This window comes from Pseudoblastomonas marina, from assembly GCF_034374265.1.
GTDB lineage: Bacteria > Pseudomonadota > Alphaproteobacteria > Sphingomonadales > Sphingomonadaceae > Alteriqipengyuania_A > Alteriqipengyuania_A marina.
In genome coordinates this window covers 737624-760647 of record NZ_CP139718.1, presented here as the reverse complement: position 1 = coordinate 760647, position 23024 = coordinate 737624, and the positions used below count along the sequence as shown (strand labels likewise).

The window sequence follows — 23024 nt, the reverse complement described above, 5'->3', positions numbered from 1 at the left end:
AAACTCAGCCCTCGATTTTCGAGAAATCCGCCACCCGGTGGACGGCGTCGCGGAAGCGCGCGAGCAGGTCGAGCCGGAAGGCGCGCTTGGCCGGATCGTCGTCATTGACCGTCACCTCCTCGAAGAACTGGTCGATCGGCGCGCGCAGGGACGCCAATGCCGACATGGCGGCGGCGAAATCTTCGTCGTTCACAGCGGCTTCGGCCTTGGGTCCCGCGCTGTCGAGCGCATCGATCAGCCCCTTTTCGGCCGGTTCTGCCGTGTAGGAAAGCGCTTTCCCGCCGTCCCACTCTTCCTTCTTGAGGATATTCGCCGCGCGCTTGTAACCGGCGAGCAGGTTGGCGCCGTCTTCGGTGTCCATGAAGGACTGGAGCGCCTTCACCCGCGCTAGCAGGCGAACGAGATCGTCCTCGCCGCCGAGCGCGAACACCGCGTCGATCAGGTCGTGGCGGACACCCGCCTCGCGCTGCTGGACCTTGAGGCGGTCGGCGAAGAAATCGAGAACCCATTTACGGAGCTCAACATACGAGGCAAACCAATAATTACCCGCATAATAGTCACCTTCATCAATCACTTCACCGTTTGGTGGCTCACGATTGGTGAAAGAGAGCGGAAGTCGTTTCCAATCGATATCGTTGTCGAAGCCCACCCAAACCCGGATCGGTTCGGCGAGATCAATGCTATCTTTCAGTTTAGCCAGGTTTTCTGCTGACAAACGCTCTTGGAAGTAGGGTGTTACTCGCCCTTCAACTCGATAGGATGGATCATTGGCAACTAATTCCGTGTAGCTTTCGACATCGCCAAGCGGTGTTGATGAGAAACACCGGTACCAACTTTCCAATGCCGGCCCAAGATTGAGACGAATTGCCGAGCTGGTCAAAACACGAACCACACCGAGAGCTGCTCGACGGAGAGCGAAAGGATCACGCGAACCCGTTGGATGCAGTTCTTTGTCTCCAAAGAATCCGAACAGCGTATCCAGCTTGTCCGCCAGCGACACCGCCACCGTCACCGGCGCGGTGGGGACATCGTCGCCCTGCCCGACGGGCTTGTAGTGGTCGCGGATCGCGTCGGCGACGGCGTCGGGGAGGCCCTCGGCGCGGGCGTAATAGCCGCCCATCAGGCCCTGCAATTCGGGAAACTCGCCGACCATCTCGGTGACGAGGTCGGCCTTACACAATTCGGCGGCCTGCCGCGCCAGCTTCGGGTCGCAATCGGGGACGATGCCCTCGCTCGCAAGCCACTCGGCCAGCTTGGCCACGCGCTCGACCTTGTCGGCGACGGTGCCGAGCTTCTCGTGGAAGGTGATCCGCTCGAGACCCTTGGCGTGTTCCTCGAGCGTCTTCTTGCGATCGACGTCCCAGAAGAAGCGCGCATCGGCGAGACGCGCGGCGAGGACCTTGCGATTGCCTTCGACCACGCGGGCGCCGCCATCGGCGGCCTCGATATTGGCGGTGCAGATGAAGGCGTTGGCGAGTTCGCCCTTCGCATCCTCGCAGACGAAATATTTCTGGTTCACGCGCGCGGTGAGCTGGATCGTCTCGGGCGGGACTTCGAGAAAATCCTCCTCAAACCGGCCGAGCAGCGGGACCGGCCATTCGGTGAGACCGGCATTCTCGATCACCAGCCCCTCGTCCTCGACCAGCGTGAGTCCCGCTTCCTCGGCGACCCTGGCCGCGCCTTTGCGGATCAAATCCTGCCGTTCCGCGTGATCGACGATCACATGGCCCGCGCGCAGTTTCATCGCGTAATCGTCGGCATTGCCGATCGTGATGTCGCCCGCATGGTGGAAGCGGTGGCCGAGCGTGACCGCGCCCGAGGTGACGCCGTGGACCTCGCACTCGATCACGTCGTCGCCGAGCAGAGCGACAATGCCAGAAAGCGGGCGCACCCAGCGCAGGCTCTCGGTGCTGAGCGAGGCCGCGCCCCAGCGCATCGACTTGGGCCAGCTGAAATCGCGCACGATCGCGCGGATCGCCTCGGCGAGCAGCGCCGAGGTCTGGCGGCCGGGAATGTTCCTGACCGCGAAATAGGTCGGGCGGCCCTTCACGTCGCGCACTTCGAGTTCGTCGCGGGTGACGCCGTTCTTGCGGCAGAAGCCCTCGACCGCCTGGTCGGGCGCGCCTTCGGGCGGACCCTTGGCTTCCTCGCTGACCGCCTCGGTCGCATCCGGGAGGTCGCGCGCGATCAGCGCAAGGCGGCGCGGGGTCGACCAGACGGTGACCTCGCCCACCGCCACGCCGGCGGCGTCCATCTCGCGCCGGAACAGTTTCTCGAGTTCCTTGCGCGCGCCGGCCTGCATCCGCGCGGGGATTTCTTCGGACCGCAGTTCGAGGAGGAAATCGCTCACAGGCTCCACTCCGGGAATTTCGCTTTCCATTCGGGCGCCATCTTCTCGGCATAGGCTTCGCACGAACCGCGCGCGAGGTCGCGGACGCGGCCCATGTAGCTGGCACGCTCCTGAACGCTGATCACGCCGCGCGCCTGCAGCAGGTTGAAGATGTGGCTCGCCTCGACCGCCTGTTCATAGGCGGCGATGGGGACCTCCGCGTCGAGCGCGTTGCGGCACTCGGCCTCGGCCTTGTTGAAGAGGTCGAACAGCGCGTCGGTCTCGGCCACCTCGAAGTTCCACTTCGACATCTGCTTCTCGTTTTCGAGGAACACGTCGCCGTAGCTCACGCCCTGGCCGTTGAACGAGAGGTCGTAGACGTTGTCGACGCCCTGGATGTACATCGCGAGCCGTTCGAGCCCGTAGGTCAGCTCGCCCGCGACCGGCTTGCAGTCGAACCCGCCCATCTGCTGGAAATAGGTGAACTGGGTCACCTCCATCCCGTCACACCAGACTTCCCAGCCAAGGCCCCATGCGCCCAGCGTGGGCGATTCCCAGTCGTCCTCGACGAAGCGGATATCGTGCTTCAGCGGATCGATCCCGATCACGCGCAGCGATTCCAGATAGAGCTCCTGGATATCGGGCGGGCTCGGCTTCAGGATCACCTGGTACTGGTAATAATGCTGCAACCGGTTCGGGTTCTCGCCATAGCGCCCGTCGGTCGGGCGGCGGCAGGGCTGGACGAAGGCCGCGTTCCACGGCTCGGGCCCGAGCGCGCGCAGCGTGGTCGCGGTGTGGAACGTCCCCGCACCCATACGCATGTCGTAGGGCTGGAGGATGACGCAGCCCTGCGCGCTCCAGAAATCGTGGAGCGCGAGGATCATGTCCTGGAAGCTGCTCTTCGGATCGCGTCCGGCAGGCTGTTGCATCGGCGTGTTCATCGTGTCGCGCGCAATGGCGCAGGGGTGGCCGAGGGTCAATCCGGGCGATGCATCGGTGCTCAGATGTCGCATCGCCCGATCCGCCGTGGCACCGCATGCTTGCTTTTGCGGCGAATACGCGTATAGGCGCGCCCACCCGGAGCCATGGTCATCCCTGGAGGCGTGGCGAGACCGGGACTTACACATATGCATTTCGAAAGGCATTGATATGAGCGACGCTCTGACCCTGCCGGCCGAGACGCGCGAACGGGCTGGCAAGGGAGCCTCCCGTGCACTGCGTCGCGAAGGCCGTGTCCCCGCCGTGATCTATGGCGGCAAGGAAGAACCCACCCCGATCCACGTCGAGGCCAAGGAACTGGTCCGCCTGCTGGACACCGGCCACTTCATGAATTCGATCGTCGAGATCGAGCTCGGCGGCAAGAAGATGAAGACCCTGCCCAAGGACGTCTCGCTTCACCCGGTCACCGACCGTCCGGTCCACGCCGACTTCTTCCGCCTCGCCAAGGGTGCGAAGGTCGAAGTCCAGGTCCCGGTCGTGTTCGTCAACGAAGCGGCTTCGCCGGGCCTCAAGAAGGGTGGCGTGCTCAACATCGTGCGTCACGAGCTCGAACTGGTCTGCGATGCCGAGAAGATCCCGAGCGAGATCGAGATCGACGTCGAGGGCAAGGAAGTCGGCGATTCGATCCATATCAGCGAAGTGACCCTGCCCGAAGGCAGCGAAAGCGCGATCACCGATCGCGACTTCACCATCGCCACGCTGGTCGCACCGTCGGCGCTCAAGAAGGCCGAAGAAGAGACCGACGAAGAAGTCGATGCGGAAGACGTCCCCGCCACCGAACAGGGTGACGACGAAGACGCCGCCGAAGAACAGGAGGAAAAGAGCGAGGACTGATCGCTCTTTCCTGCGAAGCAATCACCAAGGCGCCGGGTTCCCTCGTGGAACTCGGCGTTTTGCTTTTCCGAGGGCGCTGGCTAGGAGGGCGCGATGCAGATCTGGACAGGCCTCGGAAATCCCGGACCGCGCTATGCGATGCACCGGCACAATGTCGGCTTCATGGTGCTCGACACGATCGCCGAGATGCACGGTTTCGGCCCGGTGCAGAAGAAGTTTTCCGGCTGGGCGCAGGAAGGACGGATCGGGCGCGAGAAAATCCTGCTGCTGAAGCCCGCGACCTTCATGAACGAGAGCGGCCGCGCGGTGGGCGAGGCGATGCGCTTCTACAAGCTCGAGCTCGATGCGCTGACCGTGTTCCACGACGAGCTCGATCTCGCCCCCTTCAAGGTCAAGGTGAAGCAGGGCGGCGGCACCGCCGGGCACAACGGGCTGCGTTCGATCGACAACCACCTCGGGAATGATTTTCGCCGCGTCCGCATCGGCATCGGCCATCCGGGGCACAAGGACCGCGTCACCGGTCACGTCCTCGGCAATTACGCCAAGTCGGAGCTGGACGATCTTGCCGCCATGCTCGGCGCGATCGCGGCCGAGGCCGAATGGCTCGCCACGGGCGACGACGCGCGCTTCATGAACGACGTCGCGCTGAGGATGCAGGTTTGAGGCCATGCAGCGCGTCCTCGTCATCGGGCCCTGCGGTTCGGGGAAGTCGACCCTGGCCTTTGCGCTAGGGAAGAGAATGGACCTTCCGGTCCATCACCTCGATGCGGTCCTCTGGCTGCCCGGCTGGCACGAGATGGATCGCGCCGAATATCTCCGGCACCAGGAAGAGATCGTGGCCGGAGAGCGGTGGATCATCGACGGCACGCACGGCAGTTCGCTGCAGCTTCGACTGCCGCAGGCGGACACGGTGGTCTATCTCGATTTTCCGATCCCGCTCTGCCTGTGGCGGATCGTTCGGCGCGTATGGACCTGGCGCGGGCGCACCCGGCCCGACATGGGCGAAGACTGCCCGGAGCGGTTCGATCTGTCTTTCCTGTGGTACGTCGCCAACTGGAACAGCGGGCCGCGGGTGCGATTGCATCGGCAGCTCGAAGGACACTGGGACAAGGTCGAGCGCCTGCGCTCGCCGCGAGCGCTCGAGCGCTGGATGGACTCGCTTCGCGCCGAATAGACGCTAGGCTGCAGCGTGAAGGAGACCCGCCATGCCCGATATCACCCGCCGTTCGCTGCTTGCCGGAACCGCCGCCGGGGCCGCGCTGGTCGCAGCCAGGCCCGCCATCGCCAACCTGCCGCAAGTCGAACCCGACCTTACTGGCAAATCGATCCTGATCACCGGATGCTCCTCGGGTTTCGGGCGCGCCGGGGCGCTCTATTACGCGCGACGCGGGGCGAAAGTGTTCGCCACCATGCGCAACCTGCCCCGGCCCGAGGCCGACGAGCTCGAAGAGATCCGGTGGAACGAGAAACTCGACCTCGTCGTGATGGAACTCGACGTGCTCTCGCAAGAGTCGATCGATTACGCCGTCCAAATGGCCCAGTCCGAAGTGTTCGGGGCGCTCGACGTGCTGGTCAACAATGCCGGGATCGGCATCACCGGCCCGGTCGAGGTGCAGGACATGGAGGCGACCCGGCTCGCCTTCGACACCAATGTGTTCGGCTATCACCGCATGGCTCGCGCGGTGCTTCCGGCGATGCGCGAAGCGGGCAAGGGCCAGATCTTCAACGTCTCCTCGCAGCTCGGGCGCGTGATCGCCCCATCTGCGGGCCATTACTGCGCCACCAAGTTCGCGGTCGAGGCGATGAGCGAACAGCTCGCCTACGAACTGGTGCCGCACGGGATCGAGGTCACGATCATCGAGCCGGGCGGCTATCCGACCGAGATCTGGCAGAACCGCAATCGCTACAACAACGCGCTCAAGGCCCGCGCCGAAGAAAAACATCTCTCGGGCTACCCGGCGCTCGTCGCGCGGATGGGGACCGAGACCGGCGACGGGCGCGATACCGATATCGACGACGTGCCGCGCGCGATCGCCGAGATCATCGCGATGCCGCCGGGCACCCGCCCGCTGCGCCGCCCGGTCCATCCCCGTTTCATCCCCCAGACCGCGATCAACGCAGTCAGCCGCCAAACCCAGCTCGACTGGCTCGGCGAAAGCAGCGCGGGCCCGTGGATCAAGGCAGTCCTCGACTAGGCAGCGATTGGCGGACAGCTGTCGGAAAACATTACAAACACGGCATTAACCAACGCCTGTTAACCATTTTATTGCCCGAAAATCCGCCATTGGCACGTTGCCTGCATAGAGGTTCGGTAACGATATAGAGTATTCTTTCGAGGGGCCCACCCGATGCTTCGCAAACTGTTTACCGCCGTTCTCGCCACGGTCGCCATGCTCGGCGCGAGCCCAGCCCTGGCCGATCCGATCACGCTCGGCGCCGGCGACGAGGGTTCGACCTTCACGATCGATTTCGACGGCGAGGACGGAAGCGGCACGGTCGACGGGCTGACCTCCTCGATCACCTTTACGCTGGTAAGCATCTCGCCCGACGGGAAGACCTACAATTTCACCTACGACGCGGCGAACACGAGCACGACCTCGACCGGTTCGCTGACCGGCTTCGCCTTCAACGTGAACCCCGACATCACCGGGGCCGATTCGACCGGCACCTTCGACTATTCGAAGCTCGACAAGAACTATCCCAACGGGATCGGCACGGTCGATGTCTGCTTCAAGGCGAAGGACAGCGGCTCGTGTGGCGGCGCCGGTTCGGGCACCAACGGGCTCACCAACGGCGAAAGCGGTTCGGGCACGATGAGCCTCTATTTCTCCGACCCGACCAACCCGATCACCCTGTCCGATTTCTTCGTCCGGTACCAGGCGGTCAACGGCGACGGTTCGGCCACCGGTTCGCAGGTTACCTCGACCACGACGTCGACCACCGGCGGCACCCCGGTTCCCGAACCCGGCATGCTCGGCCTGTTCGGCCTCGGGCTCGTGGGCATCGGCCTGATGCGCCGCCGCCGCAAGCTGGCAGCCTGATCGCACATCGCAGATAAGAGAAAGGGCGCTCTCCCCACCGGGAGGGCGCCCTTCTTCATTGGCAGGCCCAGGTGCGTCAGTCGGCTTTCGCCAGGCGCAGGTGCTCGGCGATCGTCCTGTTCTTCGGGGCGAGCCGGGCGGCCTTTTCGAGCAGCCGGATCGCCGCCTCGCGATCGCCGTCGGTCTGGACCATCAGCCATCCCGCGGTATCGAGTACCGACGGATTGTCGGGGGCCAGCGCCAGCGCCTTCTTCGCATATTCGAGCGCGCGGCGACGGTTTCCGGCCTCACCGAGCGCATAGGCGAAATTGTTGAGCACCAGCACATTGTTTTCGCCGGTCGCTTCGATCACGCGCTCATAGGCTGCGATCGCCTCGCGCCAGTTGCGCGCGCGCAACGCGGCATCGGCACTGGCGATCTCGGCGGCGATGTTCTCGGGTGAGGGCACGCGCGCGCGGACGCGGTAATCGGAAGCCCGCTCCGAACCTGCCAGCCTGGCCGCGCGCGCGGCGAGCACGAGGTCGGTCTGCGATGCCTCGGCACGGTCTGCAATCGGACGGATCGCGGAGAGTGCACCGGCACCGTCGCCGGTCGCGATCATTGCCCGCGTCAACAGCCGGCGAGCGTAGACATTGCGCGGATCGCGGCGCAAGACGGGGCGCAAGCGCGCGAGGGCCAATTCGCTCTGGTCGAGCTCGAGCAGAGCCTCGGCATACAGGATCTGGGCATCGTCGCGGCCTTCCAGGCGGCGCTCGTTCAACTGGAACAGGCGACGGACTTCGGCCCACTCCCCCCGTTCGCCGGCCAGGCGTCCGCGCAAATAGACCACCGCCGGATCATCTGGTGCCTGCTCGGCTGCGCGCTCGATCAGCTGTTCCATCTCGTCGAGCCGGTCGAGATCGCCGAGCACCCCCGCCTCGCCGAGCAGCGCGGCGCGGTTCTCCGGATAGGCCGCGCGCGCCGCGACATAGGCGTCGAGCGCCGTGCCGAGATCGCCCTCAGCCACAGCGACGCGCGCATTGGCAAGCAGCGCATCGATCTGGTTTCGATCGATCGCGATCGCCCGATCGGCGAGTTCGCGGGCCCGTGCCAGCGCCCCGTTCCCCAGTGCGAAGATCGCGTAATCGGCGAGCAGGCGCGCCGTCGGCCGCTCGAGCGCCGCGCCTTCGCCGAACGCCACGGCCGCCGCCTCGGGATCTCCCTGCCCGACGCGCGCGATCGCGCGGATCCGCCAGACTTCGGCGCCGCTTGCGTCCTCGACCGCGGACAGCGCCTCGTCGAATTGTCCGCGCAACAGTGCCGCCTCACCGCGCAGCAGCGGGGCATCGCCCGGCAGGCCGTCGACGGCGGCAAGCCGGTCGAGCGTCGCTTGCGCGCCCTCGCCGTCGCCGAGCGACAATTGCGTGCGCGCGAGCAGTTCGAGCATCGCGACGTTTTCGGGCTCCTGCTGGAGCGCCGAGACGAGGTCGATCCTCGCCTCGTCGTAGCGATGGGCGGCAAAGGCATCCTGCGCCCGCGCGAACTGATCACCGGGATCGGCACTGCAGCCGACCAGCCATAGGGCGGCGGCAGCCGAGATCGTTACGATAGGTCGTCTTCTCATGCCTTCGCCTCTAGCCGGCAAATTCGAAAAATTCCGTTAGCCACTGTCGGTTACTTTGACACGCCGATGTCGGCGAGCAAGCCGTTAACCATCGAAAGCCCCGGAAAAGTGCGATTGGCACGGGCATTGCTTTGTATGACGGTAACCATTCCAAAGGGGGATATCGGTTATGAAGAAGGCAGCGACGGCAACGATGGTCGTGGTGCTGGGCTCGATGGTTACGGCCTCGCCCGCCCATGCGACCTGGTGGAAGAAATGGGGCGGAAGCGGCACGCACACGCATTACACCGGTTGCGGCCACAACCCGCCGCCGCCGCCGCCTCCTCCGCCGCCCCCGCCTCCGCCGCCCCCGCCGCCGACTTCGGTGCCCGAACCGGGCATGCTGGCCCTGTTCGGCATGGCGGCGATCGGCGCCGGCGCAGCGCACACTTCGCGCCGCCGTCGCAAGGACCGCAAGTAAGGTTTCTTCGGTGCCGCGCCGGTTCGCCGGCGCGGCTTTGAAGCTCTGATATCCGGAGGCCGGCCCCTATTCGCTAGAGGCTGGCCTCTATTTCTTCGAGCAGCGACTGCGCATCCGGATTGCCGGGGAACCGCCGGTTGAGGCGCTGCGCTCTCCGATAGGCGAGCTCCGACTGTCCGAGCCGATAGAGCGCCGTCGCATAGAGCAGCTCGGCCACCGGGCGGTTGTCCAGCTGCGCCTCGATCGGCTGCATCAAACTCCGGACCTGCTCCCACTCGCCCTGTTCGGCGGCGAGCTTGGCGCGCAGGATCGTGAATTCGGGGGTTCCGCCGAACCGCGCGCGCCCTTTTTCGACCAGCTGTTCGATCTCCTCGAACCGTCCGGCCTGTCCCAGGGCCATCGCCAGTTCCTCGAACAGCCGCAGGTCGGTCGGGTAGGCCTCCGCGCCTTCGCCGAAAATCGCGATTGCGTCGTCGATCCGCTCCTGCGTCTGCGCGAGACGGCCGGCGGCGAGATAAGTCTCGAGCGCTTCTGGCGCGGACTGCTCCGCGAGGCGCACATAGCGCGTCGCTTCGGCGATCTCCCCATCGGCGAGCCGGAACATCGCGTATTCGGCGTAGAGCGCGCCCTTGTCCCCCGGCATGTCGAGCCCCTTGCGCAGCGTCTCGCGCGCCTCGTCGATGCGATTCATGCCGGTCAGCGCCTGCGCGCGCAGGCGATAGGCTTCGGCGGTCTCGACCTGCGACAGCGCTTCGAGCGCGCCTTCGGGGTTTCCGCGCATGTTTTCCGCCTCGGCGAGGAGAAAGGCGTAGTCGTCGGGCACCGCGCCCAGTTCCTGTAACCGCAGCAGCCGTTCGCGCGCGCCTGCGCCATTGCCCTGCGCGAGCTCGGTGCGCGCCAGCAGCAGGAGGGCCGCTGCATTATCGCGATCTTCGTCGAGCACGCTGATGAGATCAATCCGCGCCTCTTCGTACTCGCCCGCCTCGAAACTGGCCTCCGCGCGTTCGAACCGGTCGGCGCTGTCCCCCGAGCACGAAGCGAGCGCAAGCGCGCCCGCCACAATCATCGTCCGTGCAATCATTTCTTCCCCCATCTGGCATTCTGCCCGCGCCACGGCTAAGCGGCGCGCAAATCCTTATCGCCCACATTGTAGGAAATTCCCATGGGGTTCAAATGCGGCATCGTCGGCCTGCCCAATGTCGGCAAGTCGACGCTCTTCAACGCACTCACCGAAACGCAGGCCGCGCAGGCCGCGAACTATCCCTTCTGTACGATCGAGCCCAATGTCGGGCAGGTCGCCGTGCCCGACGAACGGCTCGAGAAGATCGCCGCGATCGCCAAGAGCGCAAAGGTCATCCCCACCCAGCTCGCCTTCGTCGACATTGCCGGCCTGGTGAAGGGTGCGAGCAAGGGCGAAGGACTGGGTAACCAGTTCCTCGCCAATATCCGCGAGGTCGACGCGATCGTGCACGTGCTGCGCTGTTTCGAGGATGACGACATCCAGCACGTCTCCAACCGGGTCGACCCGCTCGCCGATGCCGAGGTGGTCGAGACCGAATTGCTGCTGTCGGACCTCGAAAGCGTCGAAAAGCGCGCCGAGAACGCCAAGCGCCGCGCGACCGGCGGGGACAAGGAAGCCAAGGCGCTCGCCAGCGTGCTGGGCCAGGCGCTCGAACTGCTCAAGGACGGCAAGCCCGCGCGCCTCGTCGAGCCGGGCGACGACGAGGAAGCCCGCCTGTTTGAACAGGCCCAGCTCCTGACCGCCAAGCCGGTGCTCTATGTCTGCAACGTCGCCGAGGAAGATGCTTCTAACGGCAACGATCTGACCGAAAAGGTCTTCGCCAAGGCCGAAGCCGAGGGCGCGCAGGCGGTGATCGTCTCGGCCGCGATCGAGGCCGAACTGGTTGCGATGGAAGGCGAGGAACGCGCCGAATACCTGTCCGAACTGGGCCTCGAGGAAAGCGGCCTCAACCGCATCATCGCCGCCGGTTACAAGCTGCTCGGCCTGCAGACCTTCTTCACTGCCGGCCCCAAGGAATCGCGCGCATGGACCTTCCCTGCGGGCGCCAAGGCCCCGCAGGCGGCGGGCGAGATCCACACCGATTTCGAACGCGGATTCATTCGCGCCGAGACCATCGCTTACGACGATTACGTCGCGCTGGGCGGCGAAAGCGCCGCGCGCGAAGCGGGCAAGCTTCGCCAGGAAGGCAAGGAATACCTCGTCCAGGACGGCGACGTGATGCTGTTCAAGTTCAACGTCTGACTTCCACGGCAACCATTCCGCCCCTCGCCCGTTGGTTTCCCAAACTATAACAGGGGAGACCACGGTGGTCGACAAATCGGAAAAATTCAGCTGGTTCGTGCGCCTTGGCTACATGGCGCGCGGACTCACCTACATGCTGCTGGGATACCTCGCGCTCGAGACAGGCAGCGGGGAAGCCTCCGAAGGCTCGACCGGCGTGTTCGACATGCTGCAGGAGGTGCCGCTCGGGACGCCGCTATTGTGGGTGATCGCGATCGGAATGCTGGGCTATGCGGCCTACAAATACCTCTCGGGCTTCGCGAACATCTACAATCGCAACGACGATATCGAGGGTGGGCTCAAGCGGATCGGCGATGTCGCGAGCGGCGTCGCGCACACCTTCCTCGCCTTCGCCGCCTACCAGTTCGCGACCGGCACCAAGAGTTCGGGCGGCGACGGCACGCAGGAACGTGCCAGCACGGTGCTCTCCTACGACCTTGGCGGCGTGGTGCTCGGCGTGATCGGGCTCGGGTTCCTCGTGGGGGGGCTGATGCAGGCCAAGAAGGCGTACGATCTCGGTTTCATGAAGCGGATCAGCGGTCGTGCGCCGCACTGGGTCTGTCACATCGGCCGTGCGGGACACGCCGCGCGCGCGGTGGTCTTCGCGATCATCGGCTGGTCGCTGATGCAGGGTGCGTGGTTCTCCTCCTCGAGCCAGGTCAAGGGGCTCGGCGAAGCGATCGTCAGTCTCAGGGACATGGGCGTAGTCTACACGCTGGTCGCGGTCGGCCTGATCATGTTCGGCCTGTTCAGCTTCATTACCTCGCGATACCGGGTGATCCCGCACCTGACGAGTGGATCGATGAAGCCGGACGTCCCCGGTCGCCACTGAGGCTCGCCATATGGCCGAACGCAAGACCGCCCGCCTCCACCGGATGGTGATGGACAAGCATGTCTGCCCCTACGGCATAAAGTCCAAATGGCTTCTCGAAAGCGAGGGCTACGCGGTCGAGGACCATCACCTCACCACGCGCGAGGAAACCGACGCGTTCAAGGCGAAGCACGATGTGAAAACCACGCCCCAGACCTTCATCGGGGGCGAGCGCATCGGCGGCTACGAGGCTCTGCGCAAGTTCTTCGACCGCAAGGTGAAGGACAAGGACAAGACGAGCTACCAGCCCGTGATCGCGGTGTTCGCGGTCGCGCTGGCGCTGGCGGTCAGCCTCGCGACCTGGAGCTTCGGCACCCCGCTGGTCGCGCGTACCGCCGAATGGTTCGTGGCCTTATCGATGGCGATGCTCGCCATGCTCAAGCTGCAGGATGTCGAGCAGTTTTCCTCGATGTTCGTCGGTTACGACCTGCTCGGGCGCAGATGGGTGCCTTATGCCTATGCCTACCCCTTCCTCGAGGCGGCGGCGGCGGTGCTGATGGCGGGGCACCTGCTGCCGTGGCTGTCGATCCCGATCGCGCTCACCATCGGCACGATCGGCGCGGTGAGCGTGTTCTACGCGGTCTATGTCCAGAAGCGCGAGATCAAGTGCGCCTGCGTGGGCGGCGGCAGCAACGTGCCCTTGGGCTTCGTCTCGCTGAGCGAGAACCTCGCGATGATGGGCATGGGGCTATGGATGCTGGCGCGCTACGGCCTGGCGTAATAGAGCGCTCCCCATGATGTATTACGAAGACCTCGAAGTCGGGATGACGAGCAGTTCCGGCGCCTACGAAGTGACCGCGGAGGAAGTCCGCGACTTCGCGAGCAAGTACGATCCACAGCCGTTCCACCTGTCGCAGGAAGCGGCGGCGAAGACGCATTTCGGGCGCATCTCGGCGAGCGGGTGGCACACCTGCGCGATGACGATGCGGATGCTGGTCGACAGCATGAACGAAGTCCCCCGCGCCGGCATGGGCTCGCCCGGCATCGACGAGTTGCGCTGGAAGCACCCGGTCTATCCCGGCGACACGCTGCGGATCGAAACTGAACTGCTCGAAAAGCGCCGCAGCAGGTCCAAGCCCGAACTCGGCCTGTTCAAGACCCGCGTGCGGACCTTCAACCAGGACGGTGTGATGGTGCTGGAGATGACCTCGAACGGCATGATCGGGGTGCGGGAGCCGGAAGTGCCGATCGACTGACGCCAACGTCGAGACGGGTTCCGGTCGGGGGCTGTCGAACAAGGCCTGCATTTCGCAGAGCAGGCCCCGATAATTCGCGCCTTTTCCTGTAGCAGGAGCGACCCGACACTCATTCTATCTTCCGAACGAGGCCACTCGACACCCGATGCTTGCCAGACTGTCGCTTTCGATCCTCTCCCTCTTCGCCGCTGCCTGCGCGCATACGCCGCCCCCTCTACCTGTTCCGGAGGCCGAGAGGCTCGATGCCGCACTGACCGCCGCTGCCGCGCATGACCGGTTCTACGGCGCGGCCCTCCTCGCCCGCGATGGAGAAGTCGTTCTTCGCAAGGCCTACGGCCCGGTCGACGAGGCAGGAACGCCCGCAACGCCCGAAACGCTCTACAATGTCGGGTCGGTCGGGAAGCTGTTCACGCAGGTGCTGGTGCTCGAAGCGGTCGAGCAGGGGCGCCTTTCGCTCGACGACACGATCGCCCGGCATTGGCCCGACAGCGGGTTACCCAACGCCGATCGCATCACCCTGCGGCAGCTGCTCTCGCATACATCCGGGTATGGCAATTACTTCGAGCACGAGGACTATTCGCTCGCGCAACGCGAAATCGACGAGTTTCTCGAACTGGTGCGCACCGCCGATCCCGAATTCGCGCCCGGTGAAGGCTTTGCCTACTCGAACAGCGCGTTCTGGGTCCTCGCCAGGATTCTCGAACGAACCGACCCCGAAGAGCGCTCGTGGGAAGAGCTCTTCGACGAGGAAGTCTTCGCCCGCGCCGGGATGACATCGGTCCAGGCGTTCCAGCCCGACGAGGACCCTGCAGCACGCCCGCAACCGTTCGAGTTGCGAGCCGACGGCAAGGTGGAGCCCGTCTTCGACGATCCCCGCCCCGGTCCCGACGGCGGTTGGTACGCCTCTGTCGACGACCTGCTGGCGTTCAGCCAAGCGATCACGCGCGGCGAATGGTTCGGCCCGCAAACCTACGCCGCGAGCATCGAGCCGGTTGCCTATTTCGATTCGATGAGCGCCGATGTGGGTCTCGTCTGGGAGCTGCATGACGATAACGGCAGGCGCTATGTCACCAAGGGTGGCACGACCGACGGCGGCGGCGCCGAGCTGGTTCGCTTTCGCCACGATGGGCACGAGTACACCCTGGCGATGCTGTCGAATCTCGGCAACGCCCCGCTCATGATCTTCAAGCCGGCGCTGTCCTATGCGCTCGCCGATCCGGGCGCGCGTCTGCCGGGCCCGTCACCCGAGGTCGCACTCTACCAGGCCGCGTTGGCCGGAGAGCTTCCCGCCACCGAGCAAGGCTTGCGCCAATGGGCCGCTCGCGGCGGGGTCGAGCTGGACCTGATGCCGATGCTGCTGGCTGCCAACCAGCTGCGCAAGGACGATCGCGGCGATGCGGCACGGCAGCTGCTAGGTGTCACGCTGGAGTTGTACCCCGGCAACCCGATCGCCCTCAGGATCCTGCAAGCTCTCGACTAGGTACGGTCGACGACGTGGGCGCAAATTCCCCTCGGTTCAATGCCTTCCGAACAACTTCTCGACGTCGTCCATCGATAGCTTCACCCATGTCGGCCGTCCATGATTGCACTGGCCCGAGCGCGGGGTGGTTTCCATTTCGCGGAGCAGCGCGTTCATCTCGTCGACGCGCAGCACGCGGCCGGCGCGGACCGAGCCGTGGCAGGCCATGGTGGCCAGCACGAGGTCGAGCTTTTCGCCCAAGAGCAACGCCTCTCCGTGCTTGGCGATATCGTCGGCGATGTCGCGCAGCAGGGCTTCGGGTTTCGCCTTCTTCAGCGCGGCGGGCATCGCGCGGACGAGCATCGCCTCGGGCCCGAAGCGTTCCATCACGAGGCCGAGCTCGGCCATCTTGTCGATCGCACCTTCGAGCCGGTCGCAATCGGCCTCGTCCATTTCGATCACGTCGGGCATCAACAGCGGCTGCGACTGCTGCATCTTCGCTTCCGCCCCCGCCGCCTTGAGCCGTTCGAGCGTCAGGCGTTCATGCGCCGCGTGCTGGTCGACCAGCACGAGACCGTCCTTCGCCTCGGCGACGATATAGGTGTTGGCGACCTGCCCGCGCGCGATGCCGAGCGGATAATCCTGGTCCTCATCGATCGGTTGCGCTTCCTCGGCGCGGCCCTGTGGAAGCGCGAAGGCGCTGCGATGCTCGGCGGCGTATTCGACCCGCGGCTCGCGGAAGCTCGTGCCCCCTGCCCCGCGATCGCGCCCGGTAAAGAGCGAGTGGAGCGCTGGCGAGACGTTCGCCATACCGGGGGCCATCGCCGGTTCGCGCACTTCGCCGGTCTCGACATCGTAACCCGGCTCGACCTGCCAGCGGCCCATCGCGTCGGCCGCAGGGGCCTGCGCGCTGCGGCGGTCGCCCATGTCGAGCGCGCGGCGCAGGCCCGAGACGATCATCCCGCGGATCGCGGCGGCGTCGCGGAAGCGGACCTCGGTCTTGGCGGGGTGGACGTTGACGTCGACATCCTCGGGCGGGAGGTCGAGGAACAGCGCGAGCACCGCGTGCCGGTCGCGCGCGAGCATGTCGGCATAGGCGCCGCGCACCGCGCCCGACAGCAACCGGTCCTTCACCGGGCGGCCATTGACGAACAAATACTGGTGATCGGCCACGCCGCGATTGAAGGTCGGTAGCCCCGCGACCCCGGTGAGCCGCGCCTCGCCGCGCTCGAAATCGAGCCGCACGCCGTCCTGCGCGAGTTCCCTGGCGACGATCTGCGCGACCCGCTCGGCCTGCCCCTGCCCCGGCTGCAAGGCGAGCGAGCGACGCCCGGCATGTTCGACAGTGAAACCGATCTCGGGCCGCGCCATCGCGAGGCGGCGCATCACGTCCATGCAGGCGCCGTATTCGCTGCGCTCGGTGCGGAGGAACTTGCGCCGCGCGGGTACCTTGGCGAACACATTCTCCACCCGCACGCGCGTTCCGGGCGGCAGCGCTGCAGGGCCGCTTTCGACCTCGGCACCGTGATCGACGACGATGCGCCAGCCCTCTTCGCCCCGAACCCGGCTTTCGAGCGTGAAGCGCGCGACGCTGGCGATCGAGGGCAGCGCCTCGCCGCGGAAGCCGAGCGTGCGGACCTGTTCGAGCGCGGTCCCCTCGCCGAGCAGTTCTTCGGGCAGTTTCGAGGTCGCGTGTCGTTCGAGCGCGAGCGCCATCTGGTCGGGATCCATGCCGCAGCCGTCATCGGTCACTTCGAACGCGTCGCGCCCCCCGCCCTCGAGCCGGACCGCGATATTTTTCGCCCCCGCATCGATCGCGTTTTCGACCAGTTCCTTGAGCGCCGAGGCCGGTCGCTCGACCACCTCGCCGGCGGCGATACGGTTGACGAGATCTTCGGGCAGGCGGCGGATTTCTGGCATGGGCGGGCGAGCATATCCGCACCTCGCCGCGAAGTCAGTCCGCTCCGTCGCTTAATCACCCGCAAAATCGGCCAATTTCTTGGAATTCGGAACAATCTTGCGCTAGAGCGCATGTTCTTACGGGAACCCCATTGCATCGCCTGTCCTGATCCGCTGGATTGGCGCGCAATTACAATTGGATACGACACTCACATGGGCTTGTTCGGCAATCTCTTCAAATTCGGCGCCCCCAACATCGCGATCGATCTCGGCACCGCCAATACGCTGGTCTACGTCCAGGACCAGGGAATCGTCCTCAACGAACCGTCGGTCGTGGCGATGGAAATGCGCAACGGCACCCCGGTGGTGAAGGCCGTCGGCGAAGACGCCAAGATGATGATGGGCAAGACGCCCGATTCGATCGAGGCGATCCGCCCGCTGCGCGACGGCGTGATCGCCGACATCGAAGTCGCCGAAGAGATGATCAAGCACTTCATCCGCAAGGTGAACGGTTCGCGCTCGATGTTCCGCTATCCCGAGATCACGATCTGCGTGCCGTCGGGCTCCACCTCGGTCGAACGCCGCGCGATCCGCGACGCCGCTTCGAATGCCGGCGCGAGCCAGGTCTACCTGATCCTCGAACCGATGGCCGCCGCGATCGGTGCGCACATGCCGGTGACCGAACCGGTCGGCTCGATGGTGGTCGATATCGGCGGCGGCACGACCGAAGTCGCCGTGCTCAGCTTGCGCGGCCTCGCCTACACCACCTCGGTACGAGTCGGCGGCGACAAGATGGACGAAGCGATCATCTCCTACGTCCGCCGCCACCACAACCTCCTGATCGGTGACGCGACCGCCGAGCGGATCAAGCAGGATTACGGCTGCGCGGTGGTGCCCGATGACGGCGTGGGCGAACAGTTCACCCTCAAGGGCCGCGACCTCGTCAACGGCGTGCCCAAGGAAATCACGATCAACCAGGCCAACATCGCCGAGGCGCTGGCCGAACCGATCGGCGCGATCGTCGAAGGCGTGCGCATCGCGCTCGAGAACACCGCCCCCGAACTGGCGGCCGACATCGTCGACCAGGGCATCGTCCTGACCGGCGGCGGCGCGCTGATCCGCGGGCTCGACGAATACCTGCGCGAAGAGACGGGCCTGCCCGTCACCGTCGCGGAAGATCCGCTGACCTGCGTCGCGATCGGCACCGGCCGCGCGATGGAGGAACCGATCTTCCACGGCGTGCTGATGACCCAGTAACCGGGTAGCGTCGAAACCACGATTGCCCGCACCCCGTCTCGGCCGGGTGCGGGCCGCAACAGGAGCAGCCGAGAGCGATGGCATCGTCCGTGAAGAGAAGCCTCGGCTTCTCGCGCAGGGAACAATATACGAATTTCGCCGCCTGGGTCGTCGCCGTCCTTGGCGCGGTGATCGGTATCACCCTGCTTGTGCTCTCCTGGACCCGCAGCGACCGGTTCGAGGATGCGCGCGGCGCGGCGAGCGACGTGACGCGCCCGGTCGCGGTCGCCGGGGCCGGCGGGCGTTCGACCTCGCAAAGCATGTTCGAGGAAATCGGCGCCTATTTCCGCGCCGGGTCGAAAAACCGGCGGCTCGAGAAGGACCTCGCCACCGCGCGCGTGCGCCTCGCCGAACTGCAGGCGGTCGAGACCGAGAACCGGCGCCTCAAGGAACTTCTCAACCTGTTCGAAGACGAACGCGAACCGATCGTGAGCGCGCGGCTGATCGGCTCGACCTCGACCAGCACCCGTCGTTTCGCAACGATGTCGGCCGGGACCAACCAGGGCGTGGCGCGCGGCATGCCGGTGCGCTCCGAACGCGGGTTGATCGGACGCGTGCTCGAAACCGGGCGCAACACTTCGCGCGTGCTGCTCGTCACCGACCGCCAGAGCACGGTGCCGGTGCGCCGCGCCGAAGACGGACTGACCGCCTTCGCCGAGGGCGAGAGCGACGGCACCGTCCGCATTCGCCTCGTCGACCTCACCATCAACCCTTTGAAGCCCGGCGACATCTTCGTGACCAGCGGGTCGGGCGGGTTCTACCTTCCCAACATCCCCGTCGCGGTGGTCACCGAATTGCTGTCCGACGGTGCGGTCGCGCAGGTGCTCAGCAACCCCGCAGCGACCGAATTCGTGACCGTCGATCCCGTCTTCGATCCGGACGCCGCCAGCGAGATCGAGTGATGGCGATCGCGGTCCGGAGCAAGGTCAAGAAGCGACGCGGCGTCGGGCGGATCGGCTATGCGCCTTCCCCGCTGATGGTCTACGGCCTGCCGTGGGCGAGCATCATGCTGGCTTCGCTCACGCCGATGCTGCCGATCATCACCTCGGCACCGCTGGTTCCGCCACTCGCGCTGATGATGCTGATCGCCTGGCGCCAGCTGCGCCCGGGCCTGCTGCCAGTCTGGGCGGGGCTCCCGCTGGGTCTGTGGGACGATCTGTTCAGCGGACAGCCATTGGGCTCTGGTATATTGCTGTTCTCGCTCACCATGATCGCGCTCGAGGCCGTCGAACGGCAGCTGCCCTGGCGCGGATTCCTGCAGGAATGGCTGTTCGCCTCGCTGATCGTGGTCGTCTACCTCGTGCTCGGCGCGGTGTTCGCAAATCCCGGCGATTTCGGCGCCCTCACCATTCTCGGACCCCAGATCCTGCTCTCGCTCCTCGCCTTCCCGTTCGTGAACCGCATTGTCGGCATCCTCGATCGGTTGCGGCTGGTCAGGTTGAGCCGGATCCGCTGATGTTTCGCCGCCGCAAGCCCAGGGCCTCGTCGCCGCCGCCCACCGGGGTCTCGCTGCAGAACGCCTTCGATCGCCGCGCGGTGATCCTCGGCTCGATGCAGGCGGGCGTAGGGCTGCTGCTGGTCGGCCGGATGGCCTATCTCGGCGTGGCGGAGAACGAGCGCTGGGAGGTGCTGTCCGAAAGCAACCGGGTCAACCTCGCGCTGATCCCTCCGCGCCGGGGGGCGATCGTCGATCGCTACGGCACGCCGCTCGCGGCCAATCGCGCCGATTTCCGCGTCGACCTCATCCCCGAGCGCATGGGCGATGCGCGCGAGCGCTCGCTCGAAATGCTGGCGAAGGTGCTGAAGCTCTCGGACACCGAGATGACCGACCTGCGCGACCGGATCGAGCAATCGACCGGGTTCCAGACGGTCGAGGTCGCCTCCAACCTCGATTACGATCGCTTCGCCGCGATCAGCGTGCGCCTGCCCGACATGCCGGGCGTGGTCGCGCAGCGCGGCTACACCCGCAACTATCCCACCGGCCCCGCGGTCGGCCACCTGCTCGGCTATGTCGGCACCGCCGATCGCGAGGAATACGAGGCCGAGGGCAAGGACCCGCTACTTGTTACGCCCGGCTTCAAGATCGGGAAGGACGGGCTCGAGCAGCAGTTCGAGCAGCGCCTGCGCGGCGAGCCCGGCGCGCGGCGCACCGAAGTGACCGCCAGCGGACGGATCGTACGCGAACTCGAAACGCGCGAGGACACGCCGGGCGCCCCATTGCGGCTCACGATCGATGCGGCCCTTCAGGATTACGCTGCGCGTCGGCTCGGCCCGGAGAGCGGCGCGGTGGTCGTGATGGACACGGTCACCGGCGACCTGCTCGCGATGGCATCGATGCCGTCCTTCGATCCCAACAGCTTCTCCGACGGGATCGGCCGGGTCGAGTATTCGATGCTCAACGAGAACGAGCGCAAGCCGCTGCTCGACAAGACCCTGCGCTCGCTCTATCCGCCCGGCTCCACGGTGAAGCCGGGCGTCGCGATGGCGCTGATGAAGGCCGGGATCGACCCGGACGAGAGCGTCTATTGCGGCGGTGGCCTGCAGGTGGGCAATCGCTATTTCCGCTGCTGGAAACGCGGCGGGCACGGCCAGGTCGACATGGCCAAGGGCATCTACCAGTCCTGCGACACCTATTTCTATTACTTCGCGCAGCGATCGGGGATGGAACCGATCACCGCCATGCTCAAGCGCCTGGGCATGGGGCAGGAATACCCGCTGCCGTTCATCGACCAGTTCTACGGCACCGTACCTGGCCCCGAATGGCTGAAGGAGAAGTACGGGCGCGAATGGCAGGCCTACGACACGGTCAACTCGACCATCGGTCAGGGCTACATGCTGATCAGCCCGTTGCAGCAATGCGTGATGGCTGCGCGGATCGCGATGGGCCGGGAAGTGATGCCGCGCATCGTTCAGTCGGACGACGTCCCGGAGTTCCAGAGCCTCGGCTTCCCGCAAGAAAACATCGATTACGTCCGCCAGGCGATGAGCGACGTGGTCAATGGCCCCGGCACCGCCGGGCGCGCGAAATTGCCGATCGAGGACGTGCTGCTGGCGGGCAAGACCGGCACCGCGCAGGTCGTCGGGCTCAACTATTCCGACGGCAAGTCCGGGACTTGGAAATATCGCGACCACGGCCACTTCATGTGCTTCGCCCCGTTCGACAACCCACGCTATGCCTGCGCGGTGACGATCCAGCACGGCGGCGGATCGGGCGCCGCCTACCCGGTGGCGCGCGACGTACTGACCTTCCTCTACGATCCCGACAAGGCACTCGAAATGCTCCACGCCCTCGAGCGCCAGTGGGGCGGTACCGCGCAGCAGCGCCTTTCCGCCCAATATCGCGCCGCCGCTGCCGCCGCGGGCGAGACGCTGCCGCCGGGCGGCGGGAGCGCACCGGGGACGGTAGCCGCCGCCAGACGCGGCGAGCCGATCCAGGGCTCGGCCGAAACCCGCGCCAGCGAATCCTATTTCAATGCCTCGGCCCAGGACGACGGATCGACCACCGGGGGCGCGAATCCGCGCGGCGGTGCGACCTCGTCGACGGCGACGCCCGCCCCGACACCGGCCCCGACGTCATCTCCGACTGCCGCGCCGACGGCCGGGACCACCGACTGATGGCCGGCAACGCCATCGTCCCCGAGGGCCTGCTGCGTTGGCCGTGGAAGGTCAGCCTCGTCCTGCTCGCGTTGACCGGCTTCGGCGCGGCCGTGCTCCATTCGGCGGCCGGCGGCAGCTGGGAGCCCTATGCTGCCAAGCACCTCATGCGGTTCGGGCTTTTCCTCGTGATGGCGCTGGTGATGTCGCGGTTCAACGACACCGTGTACCGCTTCATGGCCTACCCGGCCTATGTCGTGCTGGTGATCCTGCTGGTGGTGGTCGAGGCGATCGGATTTACCGGCGGCGGCAGCCAGCGGTGGATCGACCTAGGCTTCATGCAATTGCAGCCGTCCGAACTGATGAAGCCTGCGATCGTAATCGTGCTGGCGCGTTTCTTCGCCACCCTGCCGCCGGGCATGGTGGGAACGCTGCGCGGAATCGCGCCGGTGGCGATCCTGCTCGGCGTGCCCTGCTCGCTGGTGCTGATGCAGCCCGATCTCGGCACCACGCTCGCGATCGTCGCCAGCGGGGCGGTGATCGTGTTCATGGCTGGCGCGCCGCTCAAGTGGTTTCTCGTCACCGGCGGCGTGGCGTTGGCCGCCCTGCCCTTCGCCTACCAGTTTGCGCTCTCGCCCTACCAGCAACGCCGCGTCACGACCTTCCTCGACCCGGCGAGCGACCCGCTGGGCAAGGGCTACCAGATCACCCAGTCGAAGATCGCAATCGGATCGGGCGGATTGACCGGCAAGGGCTTCGGCGAAGGCTCGCAAAGCCACCTCGCCTACCTCCCCGAGGCGCATACCGACTTCATCTTCGCCACCATGGCCGAGGAATGGGGCGTGATGGGCGGTGTGTTCGTGCTGATGTGCTACGCGCTGATCCTGCGCTGGGCGCTTCGCGTCGCGAGCCGCGCGCCGCACCGCTTCGGTCGCCTGATGGCGGTCGGCATGGGCTTCACGATCTTCTTCTACGCCGCGGTGAACATGCTGATGGTGATGGGCTTCGCCCCCGTGGTGGGTATCCCGCTGCCCTTCATGAGCCATGGCGGTTCGTCGATGATGACGGTGATGATCTGCATCGGCTCGCTGATGGCGGTCGATCACTGGGGCAAGACCCAGAGCCGCAGGCGCTACTAAAT

Annotated in this window: 21 protein-coding genes; 16 read left to right on the top strand and 5 right to left on the bottom strand. The window is 65.9% G+C overall.

Going from position 1 to position 23024, the window contains the following annotated elements; genetic code table 11:
• Positions 1 to 4: 4 nt before the first annotated feature.
• Together glyS and T8S45_RS03685 are read right to left on the bottom strand one after the other, a co-directional pair.
• Positions 5 to 2380, bottom strand: a complete 2376-nt coding sequence (gene glyS / locus T8S45_RS03690; RefSeq protein ID WP_322294726.1) for a glycine--tRNA ligase subunit beta — start codon at positions 2378 to 2380, stop codon at positions 5 to 7.
• Positions 2347 to 3213 carry a glycine--tRNA ligase subunit alpha gene (locus tag T8S45_RS03685; protein ID WP_322295183.1) on the bottom strand — a complete coding sequence of 289 codons (867 nt, stop codon included), beginning with the start codon at positions 3211 to 3213 and terminating at the stop codon, positions 2347 to 2349. Before T8S45_RS03685 ends, glyS begins: the two co-directional genes overlap by 34 nt.
• A gap of 265 nt (positions 3214 to 3478) precedes the next feature.
• Between T8S45_RS03685 and T8S45_RS03680 the strand changes: the two genes are divergently transcribed.
• The 5 genes from T8S45_RS03680 to T8S45_RS03660 all read left to right on the top strand — a co-directional run bounded on the left by T8S45_RS03680 (position 3479) and on the right by T8S45_RS03660 (position 7203).
• Positions 3479 to 4162: a 50S ribosomal protein L25/general stress protein Ctc gene (locus tag T8S45_RS03680; RefSeq protein WP_322294725.1), complete on the top strand. Its 684-nt coding sequence runs from the start codon at positions 3479 to 3481 to the stop codon at positions 4160 to 4162.
• 93 nt (positions 4163 to 4255) lie between these two features.
• On the top strand, positions 4256 to 4825 hold the full coding sequence (pth, locus tag T8S45_RS03675) for an aminoacyl-tRNA hydrolase (RefSeq protein ID WP_322294724.1): 570 nt from the start codon (positions 4256 to 4258) through the stop codon (positions 4823 to 4825).
• Between the two features lie 76 nt (positions 4826 to 4901).
• Complete coding sequence (locus tag T8S45_RS03670) at positions 4902 to 5336, top strand: P-loop NTPase family protein (RefSeq protein ID WP_322294723.1); 435 nt, start codon at positions 4902 to 4904, stop codon at positions 5334 to 5336.
• Between the two features lie 31 nt (positions 5337 to 5367).
• On the top strand, positions 5368 to 6357 hold the full coding sequence (locus tag T8S45_RS03665; RefSeq protein WP_188641684.1) for an SDR family oxidoreductase: 990 nt from the start codon (positions 5368 to 5370) through the stop codon (positions 6355 to 6357).
• 153 nt (positions 6358 to 6510) lie between these two features.
• The gene (locus T8S45_RS03660) at positions 6511 to 7203 is read left to right on the top strand and encodes a cistern family PEP-CTERM protein (protein ID WP_188641683.1); all 693 of its coding nucleotides are present in this window, start codon (positions 6511 to 6513) and stop codon (positions 7201 to 7203) included.
• Between the two features lie 76 nt (positions 7204 to 7279).
• Here the strand turns inward: T8S45_RS03660 and T8S45_RS03655 are convergent, their stop codons facing one another.
• The gene (locus tag T8S45_RS03655; protein WP_322294722.1) at positions 7280 to 8806 is read right to left on the bottom strand and encodes a tetratricopeptide repeat protein; all 1527 of its coding nucleotides are present in this window, start codon (positions 8804 to 8806) and stop codon (positions 7280 to 7282) included.
• Positions 8807 to 8975: 169 nt separating this feature from the next.
• On the opposite strand from T8S45_RS03655, the gene T8S45_RS03650 reads away from it, so the two are divergent.
• Positions 8976 to 9266, top strand: coding sequence for a PEP-CTERM sorting domain-containing protein (locus T8S45_RS03650; RefSeq protein WP_188641681.1), 291 nt, complete (start codon positions 8976 to 8978; stop codon positions 9264 to 9266).
• Positions 9267 to 9339: 73 nt separating this feature from the next.
• On the opposite strand, the gene T8S45_RS03645 is transcribed toward T8S45_RS03650, so the two are convergent.
• On the bottom strand, positions 9340 to 10347 hold the full coding sequence (locus T8S45_RS03645) for a tetratricopeptide repeat protein (RefSeq protein WP_322294721.1): 1008 nt from the start codon (positions 10345 to 10347) through the stop codon (positions 9340 to 9342).
• Between the two features lie 81 nt (positions 10348 to 10428).
• Between T8S45_RS03645 and ychF the strand changes: the two genes are divergently transcribed.
• From ychF to T8S45_RS03620, 5 genes are all read left to right on the top strand, one after another.
• Positions 10429 to 11529: a redox-regulated ATPase YchF gene (ychF, locus tag T8S45_RS03640; RefSeq protein WP_322294720.1), complete on the top strand. Its 1101-nt coding sequence runs from the start codon at positions 10429 to 10431 to the stop codon at positions 11527 to 11529.
• Positions 11530 to 11593: 64 nt separating this feature from the next.
• Positions 11594 to 12400: a DUF1206 domain-containing protein gene (locus tag T8S45_RS03635; RefSeq protein ID WP_322294719.1), complete on the top strand. Its 807-nt coding sequence runs from the start codon at positions 11594 to 11596 to the stop codon at positions 12398 to 12400.
• Between the two features lie 10 nt (positions 12401 to 12410).
• Complete coding sequence (locus T8S45_RS03630; RefSeq protein ID WP_322294718.1) at positions 12411 to 13160, top strand: MauE/DoxX family redox-associated membrane protein; 750 nt, start codon at positions 12411 to 12413, stop codon at positions 13158 to 13160.
• Between the two features lie 13 nt (positions 13161 to 13173).
• Positions 13174 to 13635, top strand: coding sequence for a MaoC family dehydratase (locus tag T8S45_RS03625; protein ID WP_322294717.1), 462 nt, complete (start codon positions 13174 to 13176; stop codon positions 13633 to 13635).
• A gap of 145 nt (positions 13636 to 13780) precedes the next feature.
• On the top strand, positions 13781 to 15115 hold the full coding sequence (locus tag T8S45_RS03620; protein WP_322294716.1) for a serine hydrolase domain-containing protein: 1335 nt from the start codon (positions 13781 to 13783) through the stop codon (positions 15113 to 15115).
• Between the two features lie 36 nt (positions 15116 to 15151).
• Here T8S45_RS03620 and mutL read toward each other — a convergent pair whose 3' ends face one another.
• Positions 15152 to 17014: a DNA mismatch repair endonuclease MutL gene (gene mutL / locus T8S45_RS03615; protein ID WP_322294715.1), complete on the bottom strand. Its 1863-nt coding sequence runs from the start codon at positions 17012 to 17014 to the stop codon at positions 15152 to 15154.
• A gap of 192 nt (positions 17015 to 17206) precedes the next feature.
• Here mutL and T8S45_RS03610 point away from each other — a divergent pair, with 192 nt between their 5' ends.
• From T8S45_RS03610 to rodA, 5 genes are all read left to right on the top strand, one after another.
• Positions 17207 to 18250, top strand: coding sequence for a rod shape-determining protein (locus T8S45_RS03610; RefSeq protein ID WP_188641672.1), 1044 nt, complete (start codon positions 17207 to 17209; stop codon positions 18248 to 18250).
• Positions 18251 to 18327: 77 nt separating this feature from the next.
• Positions 18328 to 19191: a rod shape-determining protein MreC gene (mreC, locus tag T8S45_RS03605; protein WP_188641671.1), complete on the top strand. Its 864-nt coding sequence runs from the start codon at positions 18328 to 18330 to the stop codon at positions 19189 to 19191.
• Complete coding sequence (mreD, locus tag T8S45_RS03600) at positions 19191 to 19745, top strand: rod shape-determining protein MreD (RefSeq protein WP_322294714.1); 555 nt, start codon at positions 19191 to 19193, stop codon at positions 19743 to 19745. Before mreC ends, mreD begins: the two co-directional genes overlap by 1 nt.
• Positions 19745 to 21904, top strand: a complete 2160-nt coding sequence (gene mrdA, locus T8S45_RS03595; protein WP_322294713.1) for a penicillin-binding protein 2 — start codon at positions 19745 to 19747, stop codon at positions 21902 to 21904. Before mreD ends, mrdA begins: the two co-directional genes overlap by 1 nt.
• On the top strand, positions 21904 to 23022 hold the full coding sequence (gene rodA, locus T8S45_RS03590) for a rod shape-determining protein RodA (protein ID WP_322294712.1): 1119 nt from the start codon (positions 21904 to 21906) through the stop codon (positions 23020 to 23022). Before mrdA ends, rodA begins: the two co-directional genes overlap by 1 nt.
• Positions 23023 to 23024: the final 2 nt, after the last annotated feature.